The organism is Xylophilus sp. GW821-FHT01B05 (genome assembly GCA_038961845.1).
Taxonomy (GTDB): Bacteria; Pseudomonadota; Gammaproteobacteria; order Burkholderiales; family Burkholderiaceae_C; genus Xylophilus.
On sequence record CP152408.1, the window covers coordinates 2,243,097 to 2,264,484 of the forward strand.

General features: G+C 68.9%; 18 protein-coding genes. 5 read left to right on the forward strand and 13 right to left on the reverse strand.

Annotated features, from left to right (window positions below; all coding sequences use genetic code 11):
- Positions 1–31 precede the first annotated feature (31 nt).
- The 8 genes from AAFF27_10500 to AAFF27_10535 form a co-directional block, all read right to left on the reverse strand.
- Complete coding sequence (locus tag AAFF27_10500) at positions 32–1,093, reverse strand: PLP-dependent cysteine synthase family protein (GenBank protein XAH25590.1); 1,062 nt, start codon at positions 1,091–1,093, stop codon at positions 32–34.
- Between the two features lie 189 nt (positions 1,094–1,282).
- Complete coding sequence (locus AAFF27_10505) at positions 1,283–3,037, reverse strand: methyl-accepting chemotaxis protein (protein ID XAH25591.1); 1,755 nt, start codon at positions 3,035–3,037, stop codon at positions 1,283–1,285.
- Positions 3,038–3,183: 146 nt separating this feature from the next.
- Complete coding sequence (locus AAFF27_10510) at positions 3,184–5,742, reverse strand: FtsX-like permease family protein (protein ID XAH25592.1); 2,559 nt, start codon at positions 5,740–5,742, stop codon at positions 3,184–3,186.
- 9 nt (positions 5,743–5,751) lie between these two features.
- Positions 5,752–6,957: an MFS transporter gene (locus AAFF27_10515; protein ID XAH25593.1), complete on the reverse strand. Its 1,206-nt coding sequence runs from the start codon at positions 6,955–6,957 to the stop codon at positions 5,752–5,754.
- Positions 6,954–7,631, reverse strand: a complete 678-nt coding sequence (locus AAFF27_10520) for an ABC transporter ATP-binding protein (GenBank protein ID XAH25594.1) — start codon at positions 7,629–7,631, stop codon at positions 6,954–6,956. Before AAFF27_10520 ends, AAFF27_10515 begins: the two co-directional genes overlap by 4 nt.
- Complete coding sequence (gene miaA, locus AAFF27_10525) at positions 7,628–8,632, reverse strand: tRNA (adenosine(37)-N6)-dimethylallyltransferase MiaA (GenBank protein XAH25595.1); 1,005 nt, start codon at positions 8,630–8,632, stop codon at positions 7,628–7,630. Before miaA ends, AAFF27_10520 begins: the two co-directional genes overlap by 4 nt.
- A 42-nt stretch (positions 8,633–8,674) precedes the next feature.
- A complete protein-coding gene (locus AAFF27_10530) occupies positions 8,675–9,616 on the reverse strand; it encodes an alpha/beta fold hydrolase (protein ID XAH25596.1) in 942 nt (313 codons plus the stop codon).
- Between the two features lie 118 nt (positions 9,617–9,734).
- Positions 9,735–10,352: a TetR/AcrR family transcriptional regulator gene (locus tag AAFF27_10535; protein XAH25597.1), complete on the reverse strand. Its 618-nt coding sequence runs from the start codon at positions 10,350–10,352 to the stop codon at positions 9,735–9,737.
- 139 nt (positions 10,353–10,491) lie between these two features.
- On the opposite strand from AAFF27_10535, the gene AAFF27_10540 reads away from it, so the two are divergent.
- The 3 genes from AAFF27_10540 to AAFF27_10550 are packed head-to-tail and all read left to right on the forward strand — an operon-like array spanning position 10,492 to position 14,363.
- Positions 10,492–12,693 carry a TonB-dependent receptor gene (locus AAFF27_10540; GenBank protein ID XAH25598.1) on the forward strand — a complete coding sequence of 734 codons (2,202 nt, stop codon included), beginning with the start codon at positions 10,492–10,494 and terminating at the stop codon, positions 12,691–12,693.
- 4 nt (positions 12,694–12,697) lie between these two features.
- The gene (locus AAFF27_10545; GenBank protein ID XAH25599.1) at positions 12,698–13,942 is read left to right on the forward strand and encodes an MFS transporter; all 1,245 of its coding nucleotides are present in this window, start codon (positions 12,698–12,700) and stop codon (positions 13,940–13,942) included.
- Positions 13,943–13,946: 4 nt separating this feature from the next.
- Positions 13,947–14,363, forward strand: coding sequence for a hypothetical protein (locus AAFF27_10550; GenBank protein ID XAH25600.1), 417 nt, complete (start codon positions 13,947–13,949; stop codon positions 14,361–14,363).
- Between the two features lie 2 nt (positions 14,364–14,365).
- Here AAFF27_10550 and mutL read toward each other — a convergent pair whose 3' ends face one another.
- The gene (gene mutL, locus AAFF27_10555) at positions 14,366–16,228 is read right to left on the reverse strand and encodes a DNA mismatch repair endonuclease MutL (protein XAH25601.1); all 1,863 of its coding nucleotides are present in this window, start codon (positions 16,226–16,228) and stop codon (positions 14,366–14,368) included.
- 60 nt (positions 16,229–16,288) lie between these two features.
- On the opposite strand from mutL, the gene AAFF27_10560 reads away from it, so the two are divergent.
- Positions 16,289–16,939: a DedA family protein gene (locus AAFF27_10560; protein ID XAH25602.1), complete on the forward strand. Its 651-nt coding sequence runs from the start codon at positions 16,289–16,291 to the stop codon at positions 16,937–16,939.
- A 69-nt stretch (positions 16,940–17,008) separates the two neighbouring features.
- On the opposite strand, the gene AAFF27_10565 is transcribed toward AAFF27_10560, so the two are convergent.
- The 3 genes from AAFF27_10565 to tsaE form a co-directional block, all read right to left on the reverse strand.
- Positions 17,009–17,233 (reverse strand): glycine zipper 2TM domain-containing protein, encoded by a 225-nt coding sequence (locus AAFF27_10565; GenBank protein XAH25603.1) that lies wholly within the window; start codon positions 17,231–17,233, stop codon positions 17,009–17,011.
- Positions 17,234–17,388: 155 nt separating this feature from the next.
- Positions 17,389–18,804 carry an N-acetylmuramoyl-L-alanine amidase gene (locus AAFF27_10570; GenBank protein ID XAH25604.1) on the reverse strand — a complete coding sequence of 472 codons (1,416 nt, stop codon included), beginning with the start codon at positions 18,802–18,804 and terminating at the stop codon, positions 17,389–17,391.
- Positions 18,801–19,328, reverse strand: coding sequence for a tRNA (adenosine(37)-N6)-threonylcarbamoyltransferase complex ATPase subunit type 1 TsaE (gene tsaE / locus AAFF27_10575; GenBank protein XAH25605.1), 528 nt, complete (start codon positions 19,326–19,328; stop codon positions 18,801–18,803). Before tsaE ends, AAFF27_10570 begins: the two co-directional genes overlap by 4 nt.
- Positions 19,329–19,343: 15 nt before the next feature.
- On the opposite strand from tsaE, the gene queG reads away from it, so the two are divergent.
- Positions 19,344–20,405 (forward strand): tRNA epoxyqueuosine(34) reductase QueG, encoded by a 1,062-nt coding sequence (queG, locus tag AAFF27_10580; GenBank protein ID XAH26202.1) that lies wholly within the window; start codon positions 19,344–19,346, stop codon positions 20,403–20,405.
- Between the two features lie 32 nt (positions 20,406–20,437).
- Here the strand turns inward: queG and AAFF27_10585 are convergent, their stop codons facing one another.
- On the reverse strand, positions 20,438–21,349 hold the full coding sequence (locus AAFF27_10585) for an AEC family transporter (GenBank protein ID XAH25606.1): 912 nt from the start codon (positions 21,347–21,349) through the stop codon (positions 20,438–20,440).
- Between the last annotated feature and the right edge of the window lie 39 nt (positions 21,350–21,388).

The following is a 21,388-nucleotide window of genomic DNA, read 5'->3' on the forward strand; positions in this document are numbered from 1 at the left end:
CTTGCCGCCGCGACCAGAGGGAGGGCACGCGCTACTCCAGCAGCGCGTTGAGCCGCGCGCGCGCCGCGCTGCAGTCGCCCAGGTGCTGCGCCACCCATATCGGGTCGTGGTAGGTGGGCAGGTAGCGCTCGCCTGCATCGCACAGCAGCGACAGGACCGAGCCGGTCTCGCCCCTTGCGCGCATCTCTTGCGCCAGGCTCAGCATGGCGACGAAGTTGGTGCCGGTGGAGGGGCCCACGCGGCGGCCCAGCAGCTCCGACAGACAACGCATGGCGGCGATGGAGTCTGCATTGGCCACTTCTTCCATGCGGTCCACCAGGCTGCGCACAAAGCTGGGCTCCACGCGGGGCCGGCCTATGCCTTCTATGCGCGAGCCGGGCGCGGTAAGGCTGGCGTCGCCCGTGCGGTGGTAGGCGCTGAACACCGAGCCCTCCGGGTCGGCTACGCAAACCTGGCTGGCGTGGCGCCTAAAGCGCACATAACGGCCGATGGTGGCGCTGGTGCCGCCCGTGCCCGCACCGACCACGATCCAGCGCGGCACCGGATGCCGCTCGCAGGACATTTGCGCAAACATGCTCTCGGCGATGTTGTTGTTGCCGCGCCAGTCGGTGGCGCGCTCGGCATAGGTGAACTGGTCCATGTAGTGGCCGCCGGTCTGCAGCGCCACGGCGCGCGCGTGCTCGTAGACCTGGGCGGCGCTGTCCACGAACTCGCAGCGGCCGCCATGGAAGGCGATCTGCGCGATCTTCTCGGCCGAGGTGCTGCGCGGCATCACCGCCACGAAGGGCAGGCCCAGCAGGCGCGCGAAATAGGCCTCGCTGATGGCGGTGGAGCCACTCGACGCCTCGACGATGGTCGAGCCCTCGTGCACCCAGCCATTGCACAGCGCATACAGGAACAGCGAGCGCGCCAGCCGGTGCTTGAGGCTGCCCGTGGGATGGGTGGACTCATCCTTCAGGTACAGGTCGATGCCGTGCCGGGCATGGCCGGGCAAGGGCAGCGGGATCAGGTGCGTATCGGCGCTGCGTTGGTAGTCGGCTTCGATGCGGGCGATGGCCTCATACAGCCAGGAGGAAGAGGGGGCGTGCAGCATGCGCGGATTGTCGCAGGCGCTCGCCTTGCCAATGGTCTTCCTTGACCGTCACACCGCATGCAACACCGGCCCCAGAAGGCCGCGGAGCAGGCCATGCCAGGACATCGGCGGAACCGGCTTAGCCGGGCCGCAGGATGTGTCCCCTTGAGGGGGGAGGCGAAGACGCGAAGCGCGTAGCCTGGGGGTGCTTCAAAACTTCTCCCAGTCGTCGTCGGCATCGCCGGCCAGTGCCACGGCGCGCGGTGCAGCGGGGGCAGGCGAGGCGGCGGGTTTGGCGCGCAGCTTTGCCGGCGCTGGCGTAGCTGCTGGCTTGGCGCGCACCGGTGTTGCAGGTGCAACGGCGATCGCTGCTGCTTGAGGGGCTGGCTCTGTACCCGCCTGCAGGCGGAAGGTGCCCACCACCAGTTGCAGGTTGCGCGCCTGCGATTCCATGGACTGCGTGGCGGCGGCGGCTTCTTCCACCAGCGCAGCGTTTTGCTGGGTCACCTGGTCCATCTGCGTGATGGCCTGGTTCACCTGCTCGATGCCCTGGCGCTGCTCGCTGCTGGCGGCGGCGATCTCGCCGACGATGTCGGTCACGCGCTTGACGCTGCCGACCACGTTGGCCATGGTGGTGCCGGCTTGCTGGACCTGGGCGCCACCGGTTTCGACGTTGCGCACCGAGTCGTCGATGAGCGACTTGATCTCCTTGGCGGCGGCTGCGCTGCGTTGCGCCAGGCTGCGCACTTCGCTGGCCACCACGGCAAAGCCACGGCCCTGCTCGCCGGCGCGGGCGGCTTCCACTGCGGCGTTCAGCGCCAGGATGTTGGTCTGGAAGGCAATGCCGTCGATCACGCCAATGATGTCGACGATGCGGCGCGAAGAGGTATGGATCGAATCCATGGTCTGTATCACCTGCTGCACCACGTCGCCGGCCTGCTGCGCCACGGAGGAGGCGGATACGGCCAACTGGTTGGCCTGCTGGGCGTTGTCGGCGTTCTGGCGCACGGTGGCGGTCATCTGCTCCATCGAGGCGGCGGTTTCTTCCAGCGAGCTGGCCTGCTGCTCGGTGCGGCTCGACAGGTCGTGGTTGCCGCTGGCGATCTGGGCCGATGCCGTGGCGATGGCGCCGGTGCTGCCGCGCACGTCGGCAATGATGCGGCGCAGGCTCTCCTGCATGGTGGCCAGCGCGGCCATGATGCTGTGCTGGTCGCCTGCGCGCAGCGGGATATTGCGCGACAGGTCGCCTTCGGCAATGGCCTGGGCCACCACCACGGCATCGCCCGGCTCACCGCCCAACTGGCGCAGGATGCTGCGGGTGATGAAGACGGCGGCCGCCGCACCGGCGAGCAGGGCGATGACGGCGAGCACCAGGATCAGGGCGCGCGCAGCGTTGGCGTCTTGCGCGGTCTGCTTGGCGGTTTCACCGTTCATGCGGTTCTCGAGGTCGACCAGTTCGGTCAGCGTGCGGGTGCGCTCCTTGTTGATCGGGCCCAGTTCCTTCAGCAGGGTGACGGTGGACAGCTCGAACTGATTGGCCAGGCCTTGTTCAAGCGCCTTCTTGATCACGGGCAGTGCCGGCCCCTTCTGGTCCTTGATCTTCTGCATCAGCGCGCGCTCGGGCGGCTCGGTCCAGGGCAGGGTGCTGAACATCTTGTCGAGCCGGGCTTCGGCCGCGTCGTAGTCCTTGGCCAATTGGTCGAGCAGGTCGGCCTCTGGCTTCATGTCGGCCATGTCGTTCATCAGGCCCAGATTGCGCAGCGCCACTTCCTGGCGCAGCACGATCGTGAGCATCTGGTTGGCCAATTGCGCTTCAGGGTTGTTCACCTCGGTGATGACCGTGATGTTCTCCTTGAACATGCCCAGGCGCTCGACCCCGACAGTGGCAAGTGTCAGTAGAAAGGCAAGGACAATGCCGAAGCCCAGCGACAGCCGGGTACTGATCTTGAGTTTGGAGAGGTCCATGGCGTAGGCGGGTTGGTGCTGGAGAGCGTGTCTGTAGTGCCGTGCCTGGGAGCGTGCGACGCCCAGGTGACAGACCTATTTCGACCGCGTCGGCGCCAACTTGATGCGTTTCGTGTAACGCCCTTGCCCCTTGGCAATAGGTTTTTTCACCAATCCTCTTTGACGGCCAGCACCGCATCGCGCCCGGCTGCGGCGCCACCGGCGATGCGCGCCGTCAGCGTGCCGGCGGCAGCCACCGCCGCCGCCAGCGCCAGCAGGCGCAGCCAGGGCACGCGCAGGTCCATGGTCCAGTGAAAGCTCTGCGGGTTCACCACCTGCACCAGCACCACCGATACCGCCAGCCCCAGCACAATGCCCGCGGCCGCGCCGGTGCCCGTCCAGGCCGCGCCTTCGCCCGCCACCACGGCCAGGATCTGGCGCCGCGTCAGGCCCAGGTGCGCCAGCAGGCCAAACTCCTTGCGCCGCGCCAGCACCTGCGCGCCAAAACTGGCCGCCACGCCAAACAGGCCTATGCCAATGGCCACGGCCTGCAGCCAGTAGGTGACGGCAAAGCTGCGGTCAAAGATGCGCAGCGAGCTGGCGCGGATGGCCTCGGGCGCCGCAAATTCCAGCGGCGTGCCGGCGCCCAACGCCTGCTCGGCCAGCGTGCGCACCGCCTGCTGCAGCGCGGCGGCGTCGGTGCCGGGGGCGCGCCACAGCGCCAGGTCGTTGGCGGCACGGTCGCCGCCCAGGCGAATGAAGTCGTCACGGTCGATGCTGATGGCGCCAAACTGGCGCACATAGTCGCGCCACACGCCTGCTACAAAAAATAGAGCTATAGGCCGGCCTGCCGCCTGGGCTTCAGGCATAAAAGCCTCAGAAAGTAGCGCAAAGTCCTGGCCCGGCCGGGCGCCATACAAATCCACCATGGCTTCGCTCACATAGATGCCTATGCGCCCCGGCGGCACCGGCAGCGGCGCCGCGCGCAGCGGCAACACGGCGGCCACGCCACCCGGCATGCTGTGCAGTGGCCGCGCCAGCAGCGCCACGGCCGGCCGGGCCGGGTCGAGCTGCAGGCGCACGATGCGCTGCGGCTCCAGCCGCGCCACGCCGGGCAACTGCGCCACCGCATCCACCAGCGCGGGCGGGAAGGTTTGCGTGCTGGTGCTGGGCGTGCTGCCGGTGCGCAGGTACAGGTCGGCCGGCAGCACGGTATCGAGCCACTGCAGCACCGAGCCGCGAAAGCTCGCCACCATCACCGTCAGCGCCACGGCCAGTGCCAGTGCCGCCACCACGCCGCTTACCGCCACGGCGGCGCTGCCGCGCATGCGGCGGGCGCGCTCCAGTGCCAGCAGCGGCAGCAGGCGCCGCGCGGCCAGCGGCTGCAGGCGGTCCAGCAGCAGCGCGATCAGCCAGGGCAGGGCGGTGATACCGCCCACCAGCAGCAGGCCAACCGATGCATAGGCGGCCACCGGCACGCCCGCCAGCGGCGGCAAGAAGGCCAGTGCCACACCGCCGCCCAGCAGCGCCAGCGGCCAGGCCGGGTGCAGGCCGGTGCTGGTGCCCAGGCCCAGCCCTTTCAGGGTTTGCGCTGGCGGCAGGCGCTCGGCGGCGCGCGCCGGCCACCAGCCACCTACCAGCGCTGCGGCAACGCCCAGCGCGCCATAGGCCAGCGCGGCCGGCAGGCTGAAGTGCAGGGCCGGCGCCACGCCCGCGAAGTAGCCGCCGCCCAGGTCGCCGCCCAACACACGCAGCGCCAGCGCGGCCAAAGCGGTGCCCAGCGCCAGGCCCAGCGCGCTGCCGAGTGCGCCCAACGCCAGCGACTCGGCCAGCACCAGCGTGCGCCGGCCGCGCGGCGTCAGGCCCAGCACGCCCAGCAGCGCGAATTGCGGCGCGCGCTTGGCCACGCCCAGCGCCAATACCGAGAACACCAGAAAGGCGCCAGTGAAGAGTGCGATCAGCGCCAGCACCGTCAGGTTGACCCGGTAGGCGCGCGACAGGTCGCCCACCCGCGCTGCGGCGTCGCCCGGCGTGACCGCGACGACGCCAGGCAGGCCGGCCACGGCTTTAACCAAGGCATCACGCGACGCACCGGGCGCCAGCCGCAGGTCTATGCGCGACAGCCGGCCCGCGCGCTGGAGCAGCGCCTGCGCCGCCGCAATGTCCATCACCACCAGCGGTGCGCCACCCGCGCTCACCGTGCCTGCCAGGTGCAGGCGTGTGTCCTGCAGCGTGAACGGGGTGCCGGCGGCGCTGCCGGCCAGGCCCAGCGCCTGCAGGGCTGCGGGGTTGAGAAAGGCCGCATCGGGCGCGAACAGATCGAGCCGGTCAGCGCCCTCCAGCAGCACCGGCTGCAGGCTGGGCGCGGTGCGTGCCATGGCCAGCGCATCGACGCCCACCACGCGCACGCTCAGCCGTGTGCCGTCGGCGTGCTGGGCGGTGGCCGGCAGCTCCAGCACCGGCGCGGCCGAGGCCACGTCGGTGCGGTGCGCGAGCGGGCCAAACAGCGCGTCGTCGAAGCTCTCTTGCACCGCGCGCAGTTGCAGATCGGGCTGGCCGTCTACCGTGCGCACCGCCTGCGCGAACTCATCCAGCGCCGAGCTGTTGATGAGCTGCACCGAAAACGCCAGCGCCACGCCCAACATCACCGCCAGCACGGCCACCGCATGGCGCCAGGGCTGGTGGCGGATCTCCTGCCACGAGAAGGTCTTGAGCAGTGCCAGCATGGCCGGCAATCAGGGCAGCGCCGGCCGCACCAGCAGCGCCCGGCCGGCGCCGGCGGCGCTCATGGCCAGCAGCACACCCAGCGTGATGAACAGCAGGGCGGAGGCATCGAAGCTGCCCGTCCAGCCGCGCAGCAGGCCCACCAGCAGCGGGCCGCTGATCGATATCAAATAGCCCGCGCCCTGCGCCATGCCCGAGAGCTGTGCGGCAGTGGCCGCATCCGGGCTGCGCAGCACGATCAGGCTCAGCGCCAGCGCAAAGGCGCCGCCTTGGCCCGCGCCCAGCAGCGCGGCCCAGAGCCAGACCAGCCCGCCCTCCAACGGCGCAAACAAAAAGGCCAGCGACGCAGCCGTGGTCAGCAGCGTGGTGGCGATGCCGATGGCGCGCTGGTCCGCCCGCCGCGTGGCGATGGTCGGTGTGACAAAGCAGGTCAGCAGTTGAATGCCGATAGAGGCGGCCACCACATAGCCAGCGCTGGCCGCCTCCAGCCCGCGCTCGCGCAGGATGGGCGCCAGCCAGCCAATGGCGGCATAGGCCAGCGCCGACTGCAGGCCCATGAAGCAGGTGACCTGCCAGGCCAGCCGGTTGCGCCACAGGCTGGGCCTGGCCGGGCCGGCATGCTGCGGGTGGCTGCGGGCAGCCCAGGCCTGCGGCGCCCAGAGCAGTACCACCGCCGCCGCAGGTAGCGCCCAAAGCGCGAGCGCCGCCTGCCACGAGCCGCCAAGCAGCCCGCGCTCCAGCGGCACGGTAAGCCCGGTGGCGCTGGCCGCGCCGGCGCAGATGGCCAGCGTGTAGCAGCCGGTCAGCAGTGGCGCCTGCCGGGGGAAGTCGCGCTTCACCAACCCTGGCAGCAGCACATTGCCAACGGCAATGCCCGCGCCGCCCATGGCCGATGCGGCAAACAGCAGCGGCAGGCTGCCAAGGCCGCGCAGCAGCGTGCCCATGACCAGCAACAGCAGCGCGCCCAGCAGCGTGCGCTCGGTGCCAAAGCGCCGCGCCAGCGCCGGCGCCGGGAACGCAAACAGGCCCAGGCACAGCACCGGCAGCGTGGTCAGCAGGCTGGCGCCCGCCGGGCTCAGGCCGGTGCTGGCCATGATCTCGGGCAGCAGCACCGACAGGCTGCCAAACAGTGGCCGCAGGTTGAAGGCAATCAGCACGATGCTGGCGGCCAGCAGCACGCGGCGCGCGCGGCTGGGTGCGGGGTGGGTGTCGCTCATGGGTTGGTGGGAGCCTGTGCAATGCCGTCGCTCTGCAGATGCAGCACACGGTCGGCGCGTGCAGCGGCGGCATCCGAATGGGTGACCAGCACCAGCGCCGCGCCATGCTGCCGCGTCTGCGCCAGCAGCAGGTCCATCACCTGCGCGGCGGTGCCGGGGTCGAGGTTGCCGGTGGGCTCGTCGGCCAGCAGCAGGCTGGGCCGGTGCACCAGCGCACGCGCAATGGCCACGCGCTGCAACTGCCCGCCCGACAACTGCTGCGGCAGCCGCGCGCCCAGGCCATGCAGGCCCACGGCCTGCAGCATCTCGGCCACGCGCGGCTCGCTGGCCTGTTGCAACAGCATCAGCGGCAGCGCCACGTTCTGCGCCACATCCAGGTGCGGCAGCACATGAAAGGCCTGGAACACAAAGCCGACGTGCTGGCGGCGCCAGAGGGCGCGCTGGGTTTCGTTGAGCGTGGACAGGTCGGTGCCGCCCAGCGCCACGCTGCCGGCGTCCCAGGTGTCGAGTGCGGCCAGGCAGTTGAGCAGGGTGGACTTGCCCACGCCCGAGGGGCCGACGATGGCCACGAACTCGCCCGGCGCCACGTCAAAGCTGACGCCGGCAAACACCGGCACGGCCGCCGCGCCGCTGCCGTAGTGCTTGGCCAGGCCGCGAATGGAGAGGCCGCTCATGGCACGGCACCCAGCAGCGCATCGACCTGCCGCAGCACCTGCGCCAGCGCATCCGGCGCATCGGCGGCCACCGCGTGCCGCTGCGGCATGCTGCGCAGCCAGGTGATCTGGCGCTTGGCCAATTGGCGCGTGGCGAAGATGCCGCGGTCGCGCAGCTCGGCGGCGGGGGCGCTGCCGTCCAGCACCTCCCAGGCCTGCCGGTAGCCCACGCAGCGCATGGAGGCCAGCTCGGGCGAGAGATCGCCGCGCGCGCGCAGCGCCCGCACCTCGTCGATGAAGCCGCCGGCCAGCATGGCGTCGAAGCGCTCGGCAATCCTGGCGTGCAGCCAGCTGCGTTCTGCGGGTTCCAAGGAAATAAGGGCTGTAGCCCTGGCTGCACCTGGGCTTCTAGCTATGTTTTTGCTAGTGCTGTGGAAATCCGACAGCGGCCGGCCGGTGAGGCGCCAGACCTCCAGCGCGCGCTGGATGCGCTGGCTGTCTTGGGGCGGCAAGCGGGCTGCGGTGACCGGGTCGACCTGGGCCAGTTCGGCATGCAGCGCGGGCCAGCCGCGGGTGGCGGCTTCGGCCTCCAGCGTGGCGCGCACGCTGGCGTCGGCGGGCGGTAGATCGTCCAGGCCGTCGAACAGCGCCTTGAAGTACAGCATGGTGCCGCCGGCCAGCAAGGGCAGGGCGCCACGGGCGCGGATCTCGGCCATCAGCCGCTCGGCGTCGGCCACGAACTCGGCCGCGTTGTAGGCCTGCAGCGGGTCGCGGATGTCGATCAGGTGGTGCGGCACGGCGGCGCGCTCGGCGGCGCTGGGCTTGGCCGTGCCAATGTCCATGCCGCGGTAGACCAGGGCCGAGTCGACGCTGATGATTTCCACCGCGCAGCGCGGCGCCAGGTGCTGGGCGATGGCCAGGGTGGCGGCGGTCTTGCCTGCGGCGGTGGGGCCGGCCAGGCAGATCGCCGGCAGCGCGCGGGCGGCGTCGGTGGCCGTGCCCGCGGGGGAGAGAAGAGACATGCGGGCGAGGGTAGCAGAGCCCGCCGCGCCGGGCCGCCGTTCTTACTCGCTGGCGGCGATGGTGGCCGGGGCGGGTGGCACCAGCCCCGGTGCCGCGCGCTGCGGCAGCGTATCCAGCCCGAACAACTGGTGCAGTGCCGTGCGGTACTGCGACTCGCCGACTGAATTGGTGCTGTAGTGCGAGCCGCCTTCCACCAGCACGAACTGCTTGGGGCCTGTGGCGGCGTTGAAGAGACGGCGGCCCAGCGCGGCGGGGATCAGGCTGTCTTCCGAGCCGTGCACCACCAGCAGCGGCGCGCGGATGCTCTTGACCTTTTCGATGGACTCAAACCGCTGGGTGATGAACATCGACACCGGCAGCCAGCCCCACTTGAAGCTGCTCACCACGTCGGCGATGTTGGTGAAGGTGCCTTCGACGATCACGCCGCTGGCATCCGGGACGCGGGTGGCCAGGTCGATGGCGATGGCGCCGCCCAGCGAGTGGCCGAACACGTAGCGCGAGCGGCCGGGGAAGCGCTGGGCCAGCCAGTCCCAGGCGGCCTGGGCGTCTTCGGCGGCGGTGGCTTCGGAGGGCAGGCCGGCGCTGCTCTTGCCAAAGCCACGGTAGTCGATGGCCAGCACCGAGAAGCCCATTTCCTGCATGCGGCGGATGCGCTGCGCCGAGCCGTTGACGTTCCAGCGCGCGCCGTGCAGGTACAGCAGCACCGGCGGCCCGTTGGCCTGGTGCTCGGCGGGCAGGGCCATGGGCAGGTTGGGCTGCGTGGCGGCCGGCAGCCAGAGCGCGTGCAGGCGCGCGGGCGTGTCTTCGGCCTGGGATTGGAAGTCGATCCAGACGTCTTGCATGTCCGGTGCGGCCTGGGCATTGCCCCAGGCACGGTCACTGGGCTGGAAGATCCATTCCCGCTGCTTGTAGTCAAGCGTGGAACAACCGGCAAGAACGACGATGGCGACAGCGACGGGCGCAAGCAGCGAGCGTGGAGTCATGGTGATGGTCGATCGTGGAAGGCCGGATAAAGTTTCCCCTACAACGTCTTGGCGCTGCGTTCTTACATACATGCAAACCCTGTGCCACTGAAGGCAGGCGGGTGTTTTACATATGTGTCTATATGTGCTTACGTACCAGGATCAGGCTGAGCACGTATTGCAGAAACGTCTCGTCATCGGGGGGCGTCTCGCCGCCGGCGGCAATGGCGTCGTTGGCTTCCAGGCGGCTGTGCAGCCAGAATTGGATCAGGCCCCCGGTGGTGAACATGGCCTGGCCGGCCGGGATGTCGCGGCGCACAAAGCCGGCCTGCTGCGCCTTGGAAAAGACCGGGACATAGGTGCGGTTCAGCCGCTCTGAACGTGCCTTGCGCTCGGCGTCGGGCGCGCCCAGCACGCGCCAGAGCTGGAAGCGCAGCGCGCTGGGGTGCGTCTTCCAGTACTGCATGTAGTTGGCCACCAGCTTGGGGACGGTGGTTTCGTCGATCTCCAGGGGCTCGGCCAGAAAGTCGCCGGTGGAGGCGGCGAAGTCGTCGGTGATGCGCTCGCCCACCATGTTCCACAGGCTTTCCTTGTCCTTGAAGTGGTGGTGGATCAGCCCGGGCGACACGCCGGCCTGCTGGGCGATGTCGCGCATGGTCGTGCCGCTGAAACCGCTGTGCGCAAACACGGCCAGTGCCGCTTCGAGGATGTTGTCGCGGGCATCCATGGTGGTGAAAGTGGGGCGAAGTTCGGCCATGGGGTCCTCCGGTAGGGCGCTGATTCTAGCTATCGCAAATTGGTCGGTTTGTTGACTGACTGATTGTTCAGTCAATACAATTGCGAAGATTTCTCATTCAATAAATTGCTGGCCTCGCCGCCACAAGAAGGAACCCGGCATGACGTTTTCCCCCTGTCCACCACCGTCCCAGCGCGCCGCCATGGTGCGCCGGCCGACCGGTGTCTGGGCTGCTTTGGCTTGCGCGTTGGTGCTGGCCCAACCCGATCACGCCGCCGCGCAGCCGGACGAGCCTGACGCCCTGGAGGCGGTCACCGTGACCGCGCGGCGCCGGGCTGAAAGCGCACAAGAGGTGCCGATCAGCATCAAGGCGATCCAGGGCGCCGATCTGGCCACCCAGGCCTCGCCCGTCGTCGGCAATGCCGGGCTGGCGCGCGCTACGCCCAACCTGTCTTTTGTCGATGGCGTGGGGCTCAATTCAAACGTGTTCAATCTGCGCGGCGTGGGCTCCCTGGCACCGCTGTCGCCTGACGACACCTCGGTCGTGATGTACATGAACGACGCGCCGCGTTCCGTTTACGGCGCGGCCCCGGTGCTGATGGACATCGACCGCGTTGAAGTGCTGCGCGGCCCGCAGGGCACGCTGCTGGGCCGCAACACGCAGGGCGGCGCGATCAACGTGATCCCGAACCTGCCCACCTTCAAGCGCGGCTTCTCTGCCACCACCGAGGTCGGCTCGCATGGCTATCGGCTGGGCGAGATCGTGGCCAACGGCCCTTTGTCCGAGCAACTGGCGGGCCGCCTGGCTGTGCGCTATTCGAACCTCGACGGCAACATCCCTAACGTCGCGCTCGGCGGCAAGGACGGCCGGGTGCAGATTGGTGCCCTGCGCGGCTCGCTGCTGTGGACGCCGGGCAACGACACCACGGTGAGCTTCGTTGGTTTCTATGACAAGCAGCAGTCTTCGGCGCCGAACTTCATCTGGAAGCAAGACCCGCAGTTCCCGCGCAGCGCCGTCAACCCACGGCGCGAAGTGCGCTCGCGTGACGCCGGCGCCAGCCTCAAGGTCGAACATGGCTTTGAGCGCTTCAAGCTCACCTCGCTGACCAGCTACGAGGATTCGCGCTCTTTCCAGCCCATGGACATGACCGATGGGTTGATCTACTCGGCGCTCACCGGCCGCCCGCAGTCGCTGTTTGATGTGCCCTATGCCGACTACGCGGCCATCAACTTCCGCGACAAGACCTGGCAGCAGGAGTTGCGCCTGAGCTCGGTTGAGGGCAGCGCGCTGGCCTGGACCGCCGGCGTGAACTACTTCCACTCATCCTTTGGCAACGACACCACGTCGCAGGCCTCGGCGGCGGCCTTCAACTTTGCGACGCAGAACGGTGCCTTCACCAACCGCATCCGCAGCGGCAGCGCATCGGTGTTCGGCGAGGCGACGCTGCCCCTGACGCAGGCGCTCAAGGCCACGCTGGGCCTGCGCCACACGCGCGAGAGCAAGGACGCCAGTTACCAGTTCGTCGGCAATGGCAGCGCTGCGGTCGTGCCCTACTGGCTGCAGCAAAGCCGCCTGGTCGACAGCTTCACCACCGGCCGCGCGGGCCTCTCCTACGACTGGACGCCTGCGCTCATGACCTACGCCACGGTGTCGCGCGGCGCAGTGGCCGCAGGCTACCCGGCGACCTCGGTCAACAGCCCCACGGGCAAGCAAGAGTCACCGTTCCCGACATCCACCAGCTGGACCTATGAGCTGGGCTTCAAGTCGCAGTGGCTGGACCGGCGCGCCACGCTCAATGGCGCGCTGTTTCACAACGACGTGAAGAACGGCCACCTGATCGTGTTCAACCCCAGTGCACTGCTGTTCACACCCGCCGCGCTGGACTACCGCAGCAGCGGCGCCGAGCTGGAGGCCGAGGCGCAGATCACCCGCGCCTTCAAGCTGACCGGCGGCGCCGGCTACACGCATGCGGAGCTGGTGGATGTGCCCACCGGCAGCGCCACCGGCGCGCTGTCGGGCAACCGCGTGCCCAATGTGCCGCGCTGGACGGCCAGCTTGGGCGGGCAGTTCGAGGCCCCCGCACAAGCGCTGGGCCTGCCGGGCCGGATCAAGGCCGCCCTGGCCTGGCAGTACGTGGGCGCGCGCGCCGTCGATGTCCGTGAAAGCTTCATGCTGCCCGGCTACGGCGTGCTCAACGCGCGGCTTGGCTGGCAACACGGCAACTGGGAGTTCTACGGCTTTGCCTGGAATCTGCGCAACAAGCAGTACGCGGTGGCTGGCCAGGCCTGGGGACCAGGCGTCAGCTCGGTGCGGGTGGGGCAGGGGCGCATCGCGGGCTTGGGCGCCACGCTGAGGTTCTGACGTGATGAGGCAATCCCTGTCCTTGGATCGCCATGTGCAGCGCGGCGCCGTGCCGGTGTTGTTGGCGGTTGCGCTGATGTATGTGTCGCTTGGCGTGGTGCTGGGCTTTGTGCAGGGCGGTGTGGCCACCATCCTGCGCGCGCGTGGTGTCGAGCTGGCGGCCATGCGCTGGGTGTTTGCGCTCTACATCCCCTTTGGCGTGGCCTTTCTGTGGGCGCCCTGGGTGGACCGCTGGCGCATGCCCTGGCTGGGCCGCCGCACCGGCTGGATCACGGCCGCGCAAGGCCTGGCGGTGGTGCTGGTCGCCGCGCTGGCCGCTGGCGAAGCCTGGCCGCCGGCCCTGCAGATCGCGCTGGGGCTGGCCACCACGGTGTCGATGGCGACGATGGACCTGGCGCTGGATGCGCTGACGGTCGAGCAGGTGCACGCGGAGCAGCGGCCGTTGGCGGCCGCCGCCAAGGTGGGCGGCCTGTCGCTGGGGGCGGTGCTGGGCGGTGGCGTGCTGGTGGGGCTGTTCCCAACGCTGGGCTGGCAGTGGACCTTTGTGTCGATAGCTGCACTGATCGCACTCGCAGCCGTCCCGGTGCTGGCCCTGGTGCGGCGCGACGCCGCCCACCAAGCCCAGGCACCAGTGCGGCCCAGGCTGCTTGCCACGCTGCGGCAGCCGGCGATGCAGCGCCGGCTCTTGAAGATCTCGCTGGTGACTTGCGCGCTGATGGCGCTGTTCAACTTCAATCGGCTGATGCTGGTGGACTTGCAGGTGCCGCTGGAGCGCATCGGCTGGGTGCTGGGCACCATGGCGCCGCTGGCCAATCTGGCTGCATCCGCCATCGCGCCTTGGCTGATGCAAGGCCTTGCCCGGCCCAAGGTGCTGTGGGCGCTAGTGCTGCTGTGCCTTGCCAGCACGGCGCTCACCGCCTGGGCTTATGCCCAGTACATGCCGGGGGTGGCGATGGCCGGCGCCGTGCTGATCGGCGCCTGCGTCAGCGCCATCTACATCGTGCTTGGCGCCTCCATCCTGGCCTGGGCCCGCGGCCACCAAGCGGCGACCGACTACGCGCTGCTCTACGGCGTGGGGCGCTTTATTGGCACGCTGGCCTTGTTCGGTCTGCCGGGCCTGATCCCGCTTGTGGGCTGGGCGGCCTTTTATGGTGTCTGCGGCGTGGCGCTGGTCGGCACGGTGTGGGTTTTTATTGGCGAGGCCGCTCGCGGCAGTTCTGGGTCTGCTGCCCCAACAAAAGAGGAGTGACTCGATGAATCCGGACGACTTCAAGCTCTACCACGTGGCTGATTTCCCGATCGTGCGCATCCGGGGCAGTCTTCTGCCGCACGGCTACGCGCCCCAATGGATCATGGAAATGGAGGCGCTGCTGGCGCACGGCGAGCCTTTTGTTTTTGTGTTCCTGGACAGCGCCGAGCATCCCGCGCATGAAGACCAAAAAGCGCAAACCATGTGGCTGAAAGCGCACAAGAAGCCCCTGGCCCTGTGCTGCCGCGGCTTCGTCTCGGTCGAGCCCGAGCACAGCAAGCGGGTGCTCAAGCGCGCGCAGGCGGTGGTGATCGCGGCGGCGTTTGGCCTGCATTTCTCGGTCGTGCCGGACCCGCAACAGGCCGAAGTGCGTGCGCGTCAGCTTCTGGCGGGATTGGACGTCACTGACGCTGACGCCTGAACTCAGCGCCCGCGAAGGAACAGCCCGTCCAGCTCGCGCACCGACAACTGGCGCCAGGTCGGGCGGCCGTGGTTGCATTGATCCGAGCGCTCGGTGGCCTCCATCTGGCGCAGCAGGGCGTTCATCTCTTCCACCGTCAGGCGGCGGTTGGCGCGCACCGCGCCGTGGCAGGCCATGGTGCCCAGCAGCTCGTTGCGGGCGCGCTGCACCACGGTGCTGGCGTCGTGCTGGGCCAGCTCGGCCAGCACGCTGCGCGCCAGCTCTACCGCATCGCCATGCGCCAGCGATGTGGGCACGGCGCGCACGGCCAGGGTGCGCTGCGAAAAGGGCGTGATCTCCAGGCCCAAAGTGCGCAGCACCTCGACGCAGGCCTCGGCCGTGGCCACTTCGTGCGGCGTGGCGGCAAAGGTGGCGGGGATCAGCAGCGGCTGGCTGGCGATCACGTCGGTGTCGATCTGCTGCTTGAGCCGCTCGTAGACGATGCGCTCGTGCGCCGCATGCATGTCGACGATGACCAGGCCCTGGGCGTTCTCGGCCAGGATGTAGATGCCCTGCAGCTGCGCCAGCGCGCGGCCCAGCGGCCAGTCCTGCGGCGCATCGGCCAGCGGTGTGGGCGCAGGGGCTGCGACGGGGGCGGGGCTTTCTGCCGGCTGCCACAGTGCCTGCAGGTCAGACACGCGCACACCTATTTGCGGCGTGGGTGCTGCAAAATTAATAGCTGACTGCCGGCGCCACTCCTGGGCTTCAGGCACTTTTTGTTCAAAAAATGCAGAAGAGGTGGGTGCCACGGCTGGCGGCGTGTCTGCCGCCGGCAGCAGCGTGGCGATGGCATCGGTGCCGGCGCGCGGTGCGGCCAGGGCGTTTTCCACGGCGTGGCGCACCGCCTGGTGCACCTCGCGGCTGTCGCGAAAACGCACCTCGATCTTGGTCGGGTGCACGTTCACGTCGACGCGGGTTGGGTCTATGCCTACGTACAGCGCATAGACCGGCTGGCGCTGGCCGTGCAGCACGTCTTCGTAGGCGCTGCGCGCGGCGTGGGTCAGCACCTTGTCGCGCACGTAGCGGCCGTTGACGTAGCAAAACTGGTGATCCGCCCGCGCGCGCGCCGCATCCGGGATGCCGGCACGGCCGCGCACGGTGACGCCGTGGCTGGCGTACTCCACGGCAACCGATTGCTGCAAGAAATCTTCGCCCAACACGTCGGCCAGGCGGCGGTCTTGGGCCTCTTCTGGCGTGCCGGTGCACAGGCGCCATTGCTCCACCAGCCGGCCTTCGTGCCAGATGGCAAAGCCCACGTCGGGCCGCGCCAGCGCATGGCGGCGCACGGCTTCGATGCAGTGGGCCAGCTCGGTGGCGTCGGTCTTCAAAAATTTGCGCCGCGCCGGGGTGGAGAAGAACAGCTCGCGCACCTCGATCGAGGTGCCGGTGCCGCGCGCGGCCGGGCGCAGCTCGCCGCTGCGGCCGTCCAGCAGAAAGGCGCTGGCCTGGTCGGCCGGGCGCGACAGCAGCGACAGCTCTGATACAGACGCAATCGCCGCCAGCGCCTCGCCACGGAAACCCATGGTGCCGACCGATTCCAGCTCGTGCAGGTTGGCGATCTTGCTGGTGGCGTGGCGCTTGAGCGCCACCGGCAGCTCGGCCTGCGGAATGCCGCCGCCGTCGTCTTCCACCGCGATCAGGCGCACGCCGCCGGCCAGCAGGCGCACGGTGATCTGGGTGGCGCCGGCGTCCAGCGCGTTGTCCACCAGCTCGCGCACCACGGATGCAGGCCGCTCGACCACCTCGCCGGCGGCGATCTGGCTGATCAGCTCGTCGGGTAGTTCAAGGATGGGGCGGCGGGGGCGAGGGGACAGGACGGCGTTCACCGGATGATTTTAGGCCGTGGCCCATAGCCCAGATAATCGCGGGTTGACCTTAGGAGCCCCATGGACCTGATCGCGCTTGCCATTGACTTCATCCTGCACATAGACCGCTACCTGGAGGCCTTCGTCGTGCATTACGGCGCCTGGGTCTATGCGCTGCTGTTTTTGATCGTGTTCGTGGAAACCGGCGTGGTGGTGATGCCCTTTTTGCCGGGCGATTCGCTGCTGTTCATCGTCGGTGCGCTGGCCGGTGCCGGCCTGCTGCACCTGGGCATTGCGGTGCCGGTGTTGCTGGTAGCGGCAATCCTGGGCGACCAGTGCAACTACAGCATCGGCCGGCACATCGGGCCGCGCGTGTTCCAGTGGGAGAACTCGCGCCTGTTCAACCGCCGCGCCTTCGACCAGGCGCATGCCTTTTATGAGCGTTACGGAGGCATCACCATCGTGCTGGCGCGCTTCATGCCCTTTATCCGCACCTTCGCGCCCTTCGTGGCCGGCGTGGCGGCCATGCACCGTGGCCGCTTCACCGCCTTCAACATCGGCGGCGCCGTACTCTGGGTGGTGGGCATCTGCGTGGCCGGCTATTTCTTTGGCAACCTGCCCTGGGTGCGGCAGAACCTGGAGAAGATCATCTGGGGGATGATCCTGATCCCGGGGCTGATCGCCATCTTTGGCGCCTGGCGCGCCGGGCGGCAGGCATCTGCGGCGAGCTGAGCCAGCGCAACATGGAAGAAGGGCCTCTTGAAGAGGCCCTTTTTTCATTCATGCGCCGCAGCGCGGGGCTCAGTAGCCGTAGTTCTTATTGTCTTGACGGCGGCCGACTTCGTTGCCGATCAGGGCGCCAGCGGCCGCACCGCCCACGGTGCCGGCGGTGCCACCGAACAGGGCGTTGCCGGCAACGCCACCCAGCACGGCGCCGGTGCCGGTACCCAGTTGCTGGTTGTTGGCGCAGCCCGTGAGACTGATCAGGGCTGCCGCGGCTGCGGAGAGAAGCAGTTTGGTTTTCATGGTGGTCACCTCTGTAGTTTGGGCGGGGGCTCCGGCATGGCGGGTTTCGCCCTTGGCCAAGGCCCAGACATCCACCGTAGGGAATCAGGGTTTCCCATGATGTAGGAGAAGTGCCCCGAGGCCTGTCGTCTCGCGGCGGGCACGCTCCTCAGGGTTCAGAGCGTGCGGCTGCGCGCCAGCGGCGGGTTGCGCGAGAAGTAGCCGGCAATGCCGCGCATCAGCGCGTCGGCCAACTGCTGCTGGTAGGCCGGGTCGCGCAGGCGGGCTTCTTCCTCGGGGTTGCTGATGAAGGCGGTTTCCACCAGCACGCTGGGGATGTCGGGCGCCTTCAGCACGGCAAAGCCGGCCTGCTCGACCTCGTTCTTGTGCAGCCGCGCAAACTTGCCGATCTGGCCGAGCATGGAAGAGCCCAGCTTCAGGCTGTCGTTGATCTGCGCGGTGGTGCTCATGTCAAGCATGGCGCGCTGCACGTGGGCGTCGCGCACGCCGGCCACGTTCACGCCGCCGATCAGGTCGGCCGCGTTCTCCTTGTTGGCCAGCCAGCGCGCGGCCGAGCTGGAGGCGCCGCGCTGGCTCAGCGCAAACACGCTGGCGCCGCGCGCCGCCGGCGTGGTGAAAGCGTCGGCGTGGATGCTGATGAACAAGTCGGCCTGCACGCGGCGGGCCTTTTCCACGCGCACATTCAGCGGCACGAAGAAGTCGGCGTCGCGCGTCATGAAGGCCCGCATCGGGTTGCCGTTGAGCGTGGTGGCGTTGATGCGGTCGCGCAGCAGATGGGCGATGCGCAGCACCACGTCTTTTTCGCGCGTGCCGCTGGCACCGGTCGCGCCCGGGTCTTCGCCGCCGTGGCCGGGGTCGATGGCGACGATGATCAGGCGGTCGGTGCGGGTGCGGCTGGGCGGCGGGCTGCCGGGCGCCACCGGGGCAGAGGGCGGCGCCTTGGCCACCACTACCGGCGGCACCGGGGTGGCCGGTGGCAGGCCGGGCACCGGGCGCGGGTGCTCCATCTGCCGCGCGATCAGGTCGCCGATGGGGTCGGGCGCTGCGGCAGGCGCTGCTGCTGCCACGCTGGCCTGGCTCTGCGTGTCCTGCAGGCGCTGGGCGATCAGCTCTTCCAGCGGGTCGAGTGCCTGCTGCGGGTACAGGTCAAACACCAGCCGGTGCTGGTAGGCGGCCACGGGCGGCAGCGAGAACACCTGCGGTTGCGCCGGCTGTTTCAGGTCCAGCACCAGGCGCACCACGTTGGGCGCGTTCTGGCCCACGCGCACACCGGCGATGTAGGGGTCGTCGCCCTTCACCTTGGCCACCAGTTCGCGCAGCGCGGGGTTGAGTTCGATGCCCTCGATGTCCACCGCTAGCCGCGGCGGGCTGGCCACGAAGAACTGCTTGGCCACCAGCGCACCGTCTGATTCGATGGTGACGCGCGTGTATTCAGGCGCGGGCCAGACCCGCACGGCGACGATGGTGGCGCCGCGCGCGATCTCGGCCGCGCCCAGCAGCAGCACCAGGCTGCCCGATTGCAGTACGCGGCGGCGCGTGGGCGGGGCGGGAGGTTTCCGGTTGCCTGTCATGCCGCGATGGTCTCCAGCAGTGTCTGGCCGGCAGCGCTGCCGGCAATGAGGTGCACCGTGCGCAGGCCTTCTGCGTCGGATTCGATGCGCAGGTCCAGGTCGGCCACGGGCAGCACGCCTTCGGCTTTTTCGGGCCACTCGGCCAGCTTCAGGCCGGGGCCGGCGAACAGGTCGCGAAAGCCTGCGTCTTCCCATTCACGCGGGTCATCGAAGCGATAGAAGTCGAAGTGATACACCGCCAGACCATCGGCCGCCTCGTGCGGCTCCACCACCGCATAGGTCGGGCTCTTGATGCGGCCCTGCACGCCCAGCGCGCGCAGCAGATGCCGCACAAAGGTGGTCTTGCCCGCGCCCAGGTCGCCGTGCAGCGCGATGAAGGCGTTGCGCAATGCCGGCAGCGCGGCCAGGCGTTGGGCGAAGGCGGCGGTGTCGTCCTCGCTGCGCCAAAGCAGCGTGCCCGCGGCCTGTGGCGGGGCAGCGGGGCTGGTTTCTACAATTCCGGGGTGATGGACAGCAGCAGTCAACAACTCTTCTCTCGGATTCAGGAATGGGCACGCGAACTGGGATTCTCCCAAATCGGCGTGACGGGGGTGGATTTGTCCTCCGCTGAAGCGGGGTTGGTGTCCTGGCTGGAGCAGGGGTTCCACGGCAGCATGCATTACATGGAGTCGCACGGCTTGCGCCGCGCGCGGCCGGCCGAGCTGGTGCCGGGCACGGTCAGCGTGCTGACGGTGCGCATGGACTACCTGCCCATGGCCACGCCAGAGGGCTGGCAGGGCATTGAATTTGCACGGCTGGAGCGCCCCACCGAAGGCATCGTCTCGGTCTATGCCCGGGGCCGTGACTACCACAAGGTGCTGCGCAGCCGCCTGCAAAAGCTGGCCGAGCGCATCGCGCAAGAGGTGGGCCCCATCGGCCACCGCGCCTTCACTGATTCGGCGCCGGTGCTGGAGGCCGAGCTGGCCGCGCGCAGCGGCCAGGGCTGGCGCGGCAAGCACACGCTGGTGCTGAACCGCGAGGGCGGCTCGATGTTCTTCCTGGGCGAGATCTACCTCGACCTGCCACTGCCCGCGAGCGCGCCGGTCACCGCGCATTGCGGCCAGTGCCGCGCGTGTATCGACGTCTGCCCGACACAGGCCATCATCGCGCCGCAGCGGCTGGATGCGCGGCGCTGCATCTCTTACCTGACCATCGAGCACGCCGGGCCGATCCCGCTCGAGCTGCGGCCCCTGATCGGCAACCGCATCTACGGCTGCGACGACTGCCAACTGGCCTGCCCCTGGAACAAGTACGCGCGGCCGGCCACGCTGGCGGATTTCGACGCGCGCCCCGGTTTGTTCGGCCAGCCGCTGGCGGCCCTCATGGACTGGAGCGAGGACGACTTCCTGCGCCGCACCGAAGGTGGCCCGATCCGCCGCATCGGCCACGCGCGCTGGCTGCGCAATGTGGCGGTGGCGCTGGGCAATGCGCTGCGCTCAGGTGCGGGCGGCGAGGCCGAGCGCGCCGCGCTGCAACGCCGCACAGAGCACCCCGATGCGCTGGTGCGCGAGCACGTGGCCTGGGCGCTGGAACCCAAAAAATTTGAAGAAAAGTGCCTGTAGCCCAATACTGGTGCCGGCATATTGCTATTAAATCAATAGCTTGATGCGAGCCAGAATGCAAACGGCAGGCTCAGCACGCCGAGGATGGTGGACAGCGTCACCAGCCCCGCCACATACGGCCCGTTGTAGCCCATGCGCTGCGCCAGCACATAGCAGGTAGAGGCGGTCGGCAGGGCAGAAAACGCCATCAGCATGGTCGCCTGCGCGCTCTCCAGCCGCAGCAGCCGCGCCAGCACAACGGCCACCAGCGGCAGCACCAGATGGCGGATCGACAGCACCGCAGAGGCCAGCAGCGCGCCACCGGCCATCGCCGCAAACTGCATGCCGGCGCCGGCCGACATCAACCCCAGCGCCAGCGAGGCATTGCCAATGCGCACGAAGGTGGGCGTGAGCCAGTCCGGCACGCGCAGGCCGACCAGGTTGCAGACCAGGCCCAGCGTGGTGGCAATGATCAGCGGGTTGCGCACGATGGCGCCCAGCACGCGGTGGCCACCGTGCCGAGCCATCGGCAAGACTGCAGCGATATTGAACAGCGGCACGCACAGGCCGATCAGCACCGCGATCATCTGCAAACCTTGCGGCCCGCCCAGCCGCTCGGCCAGCGCCAGCGCAATGAAGGAGTTGAAGCGGAAGGCCACCTGCGCGCTGGCCGCTGCGTCGCGGTGGTCAATGCGCGGGCCCAGCCAGGGCAGCTTGGGCAGGGCATAGGCCAGCACCACGGCCACCAGGCCCAGCAGCAGCCCGGCGGCGATCAGGTCCGAGGCCGCGCGCAAATCCAGCGGGCTGCGCACGATGGAGTGAAACAGCAGGACCGGGAACAGGAAGTAGTAAACCAGTGCCTCCACCGCCTCCCAGATGGGCCGATTGAGCGGCGTGAAGCGGCAGATCAGGTAGCCAAGAAGGATCAGGGAGAAGTCGGGGAAGAGCAGCAGCGCGTAGTTCACGGCGGGCAGGATAGCAGCCGTCTTGCGGGCGCCGCGCTG

What these genes read in the sequence shown, in the direction of transcription:
- AAFF27_10500 (XAH25590.1), bottom strand. Translation starts at nt 1,093, where the DNA reads ATGCTGCACGCCCCCTCTTCCTCCTGGCTGTATGAGGCCATCGCCCGC.
- AAFF27_10505 (XAH25591.1), bottom strand. Translation starts at nt 3,037, where the DNA reads ATGGACCTCTCCAAACTCAAGATCAGTACCCGGCTGTCGCTGGGCTTC.
- AAFF27_10510 (XAH25592.1), bottom strand. Translation starts at nt 5,742, where the DNA reads ATGCTGGCACTGCTCAAGACCTTCTCGTGGCAGGAGATCCGCCACCAG.
- AAFF27_10515 (XAH25593.1), bottom strand. Translation starts at nt 6,957, where the DNA reads ATGAGCGACACCCACCCCGCACCCAGCCGCGCGCGCCGCGTGCTGCTG.
- AAFF27_10520 (XAH25594.1), bottom strand. Translation starts at nt 7,631, where the DNA reads ATGAGCGGCCTCTCCATTCGCGGCCTGGCCAAGCACTACGGCAGCGGC.
- miaA (XAH25595.1), bottom strand. Translation starts at nt 8,632, where the DNA reads ATGTCTCTTCTCTCCCCCGCGGGCACGGCCACCGACGCCGCCCGCGCG.
- AAFF27_10530 (XAH25596.1), bottom strand. Translation starts at nt 9,616, where the DNA reads ATGACTCCACGCTCGCTGCTTGCGCCCGTCGCTGTCGCCATCGTCGTT.
- AAFF27_10535 (XAH25597.1), bottom strand. Translation starts at nt 10,352, where the DNA reads ATGGCCGAACTTCGCCCCACTTTCACCACCATGGATGCCCGCGACAAC.
- AAFF27_10540 (XAH25598.1), top strand. Translation starts at nt 10,492, where the DNA reads ATGACGTTTTCCCCCTGTCCACCACCGTCCCAGCGCGCCGCCATGGTG.
- AAFF27_10545 (XAH25599.1), top strand. Translation starts at nt 12,698, where the DNA reads ATGAGGCAATCCCTGTCCTTGGATCGCCATGTGCAGCGCGGCGCCGTG.
- AAFF27_10550 (XAH25600.1), top strand. Translation starts at nt 13,947, where the DNA reads ATGAATCCGGACGACTTCAAGCTCTACCACGTGGCTGATTTCCCGATC.
- AAFF27_10560 (XAH25602.1), top strand. Translation starts at nt 16,289, where the DNA reads ATGGACCTGATCGCGCTTGCCATTGACTTCATCCTGCACATAGACCGC.
- AAFF27_10565 (XAH25603.1), bottom strand. Translation starts at nt 17,233, where the DNA reads ATGAAAACCAAACTGCTTCTCTCCGCAGCCGCGGCAGCCCTGATCAGT.
- AAFF27_10570 (XAH25604.1), bottom strand. Translation starts at nt 18,804, where the DNA reads ATGACAGGCAACCGGAAACCTCCCGCCCCGCCCACGCGCCGCCGCGTA.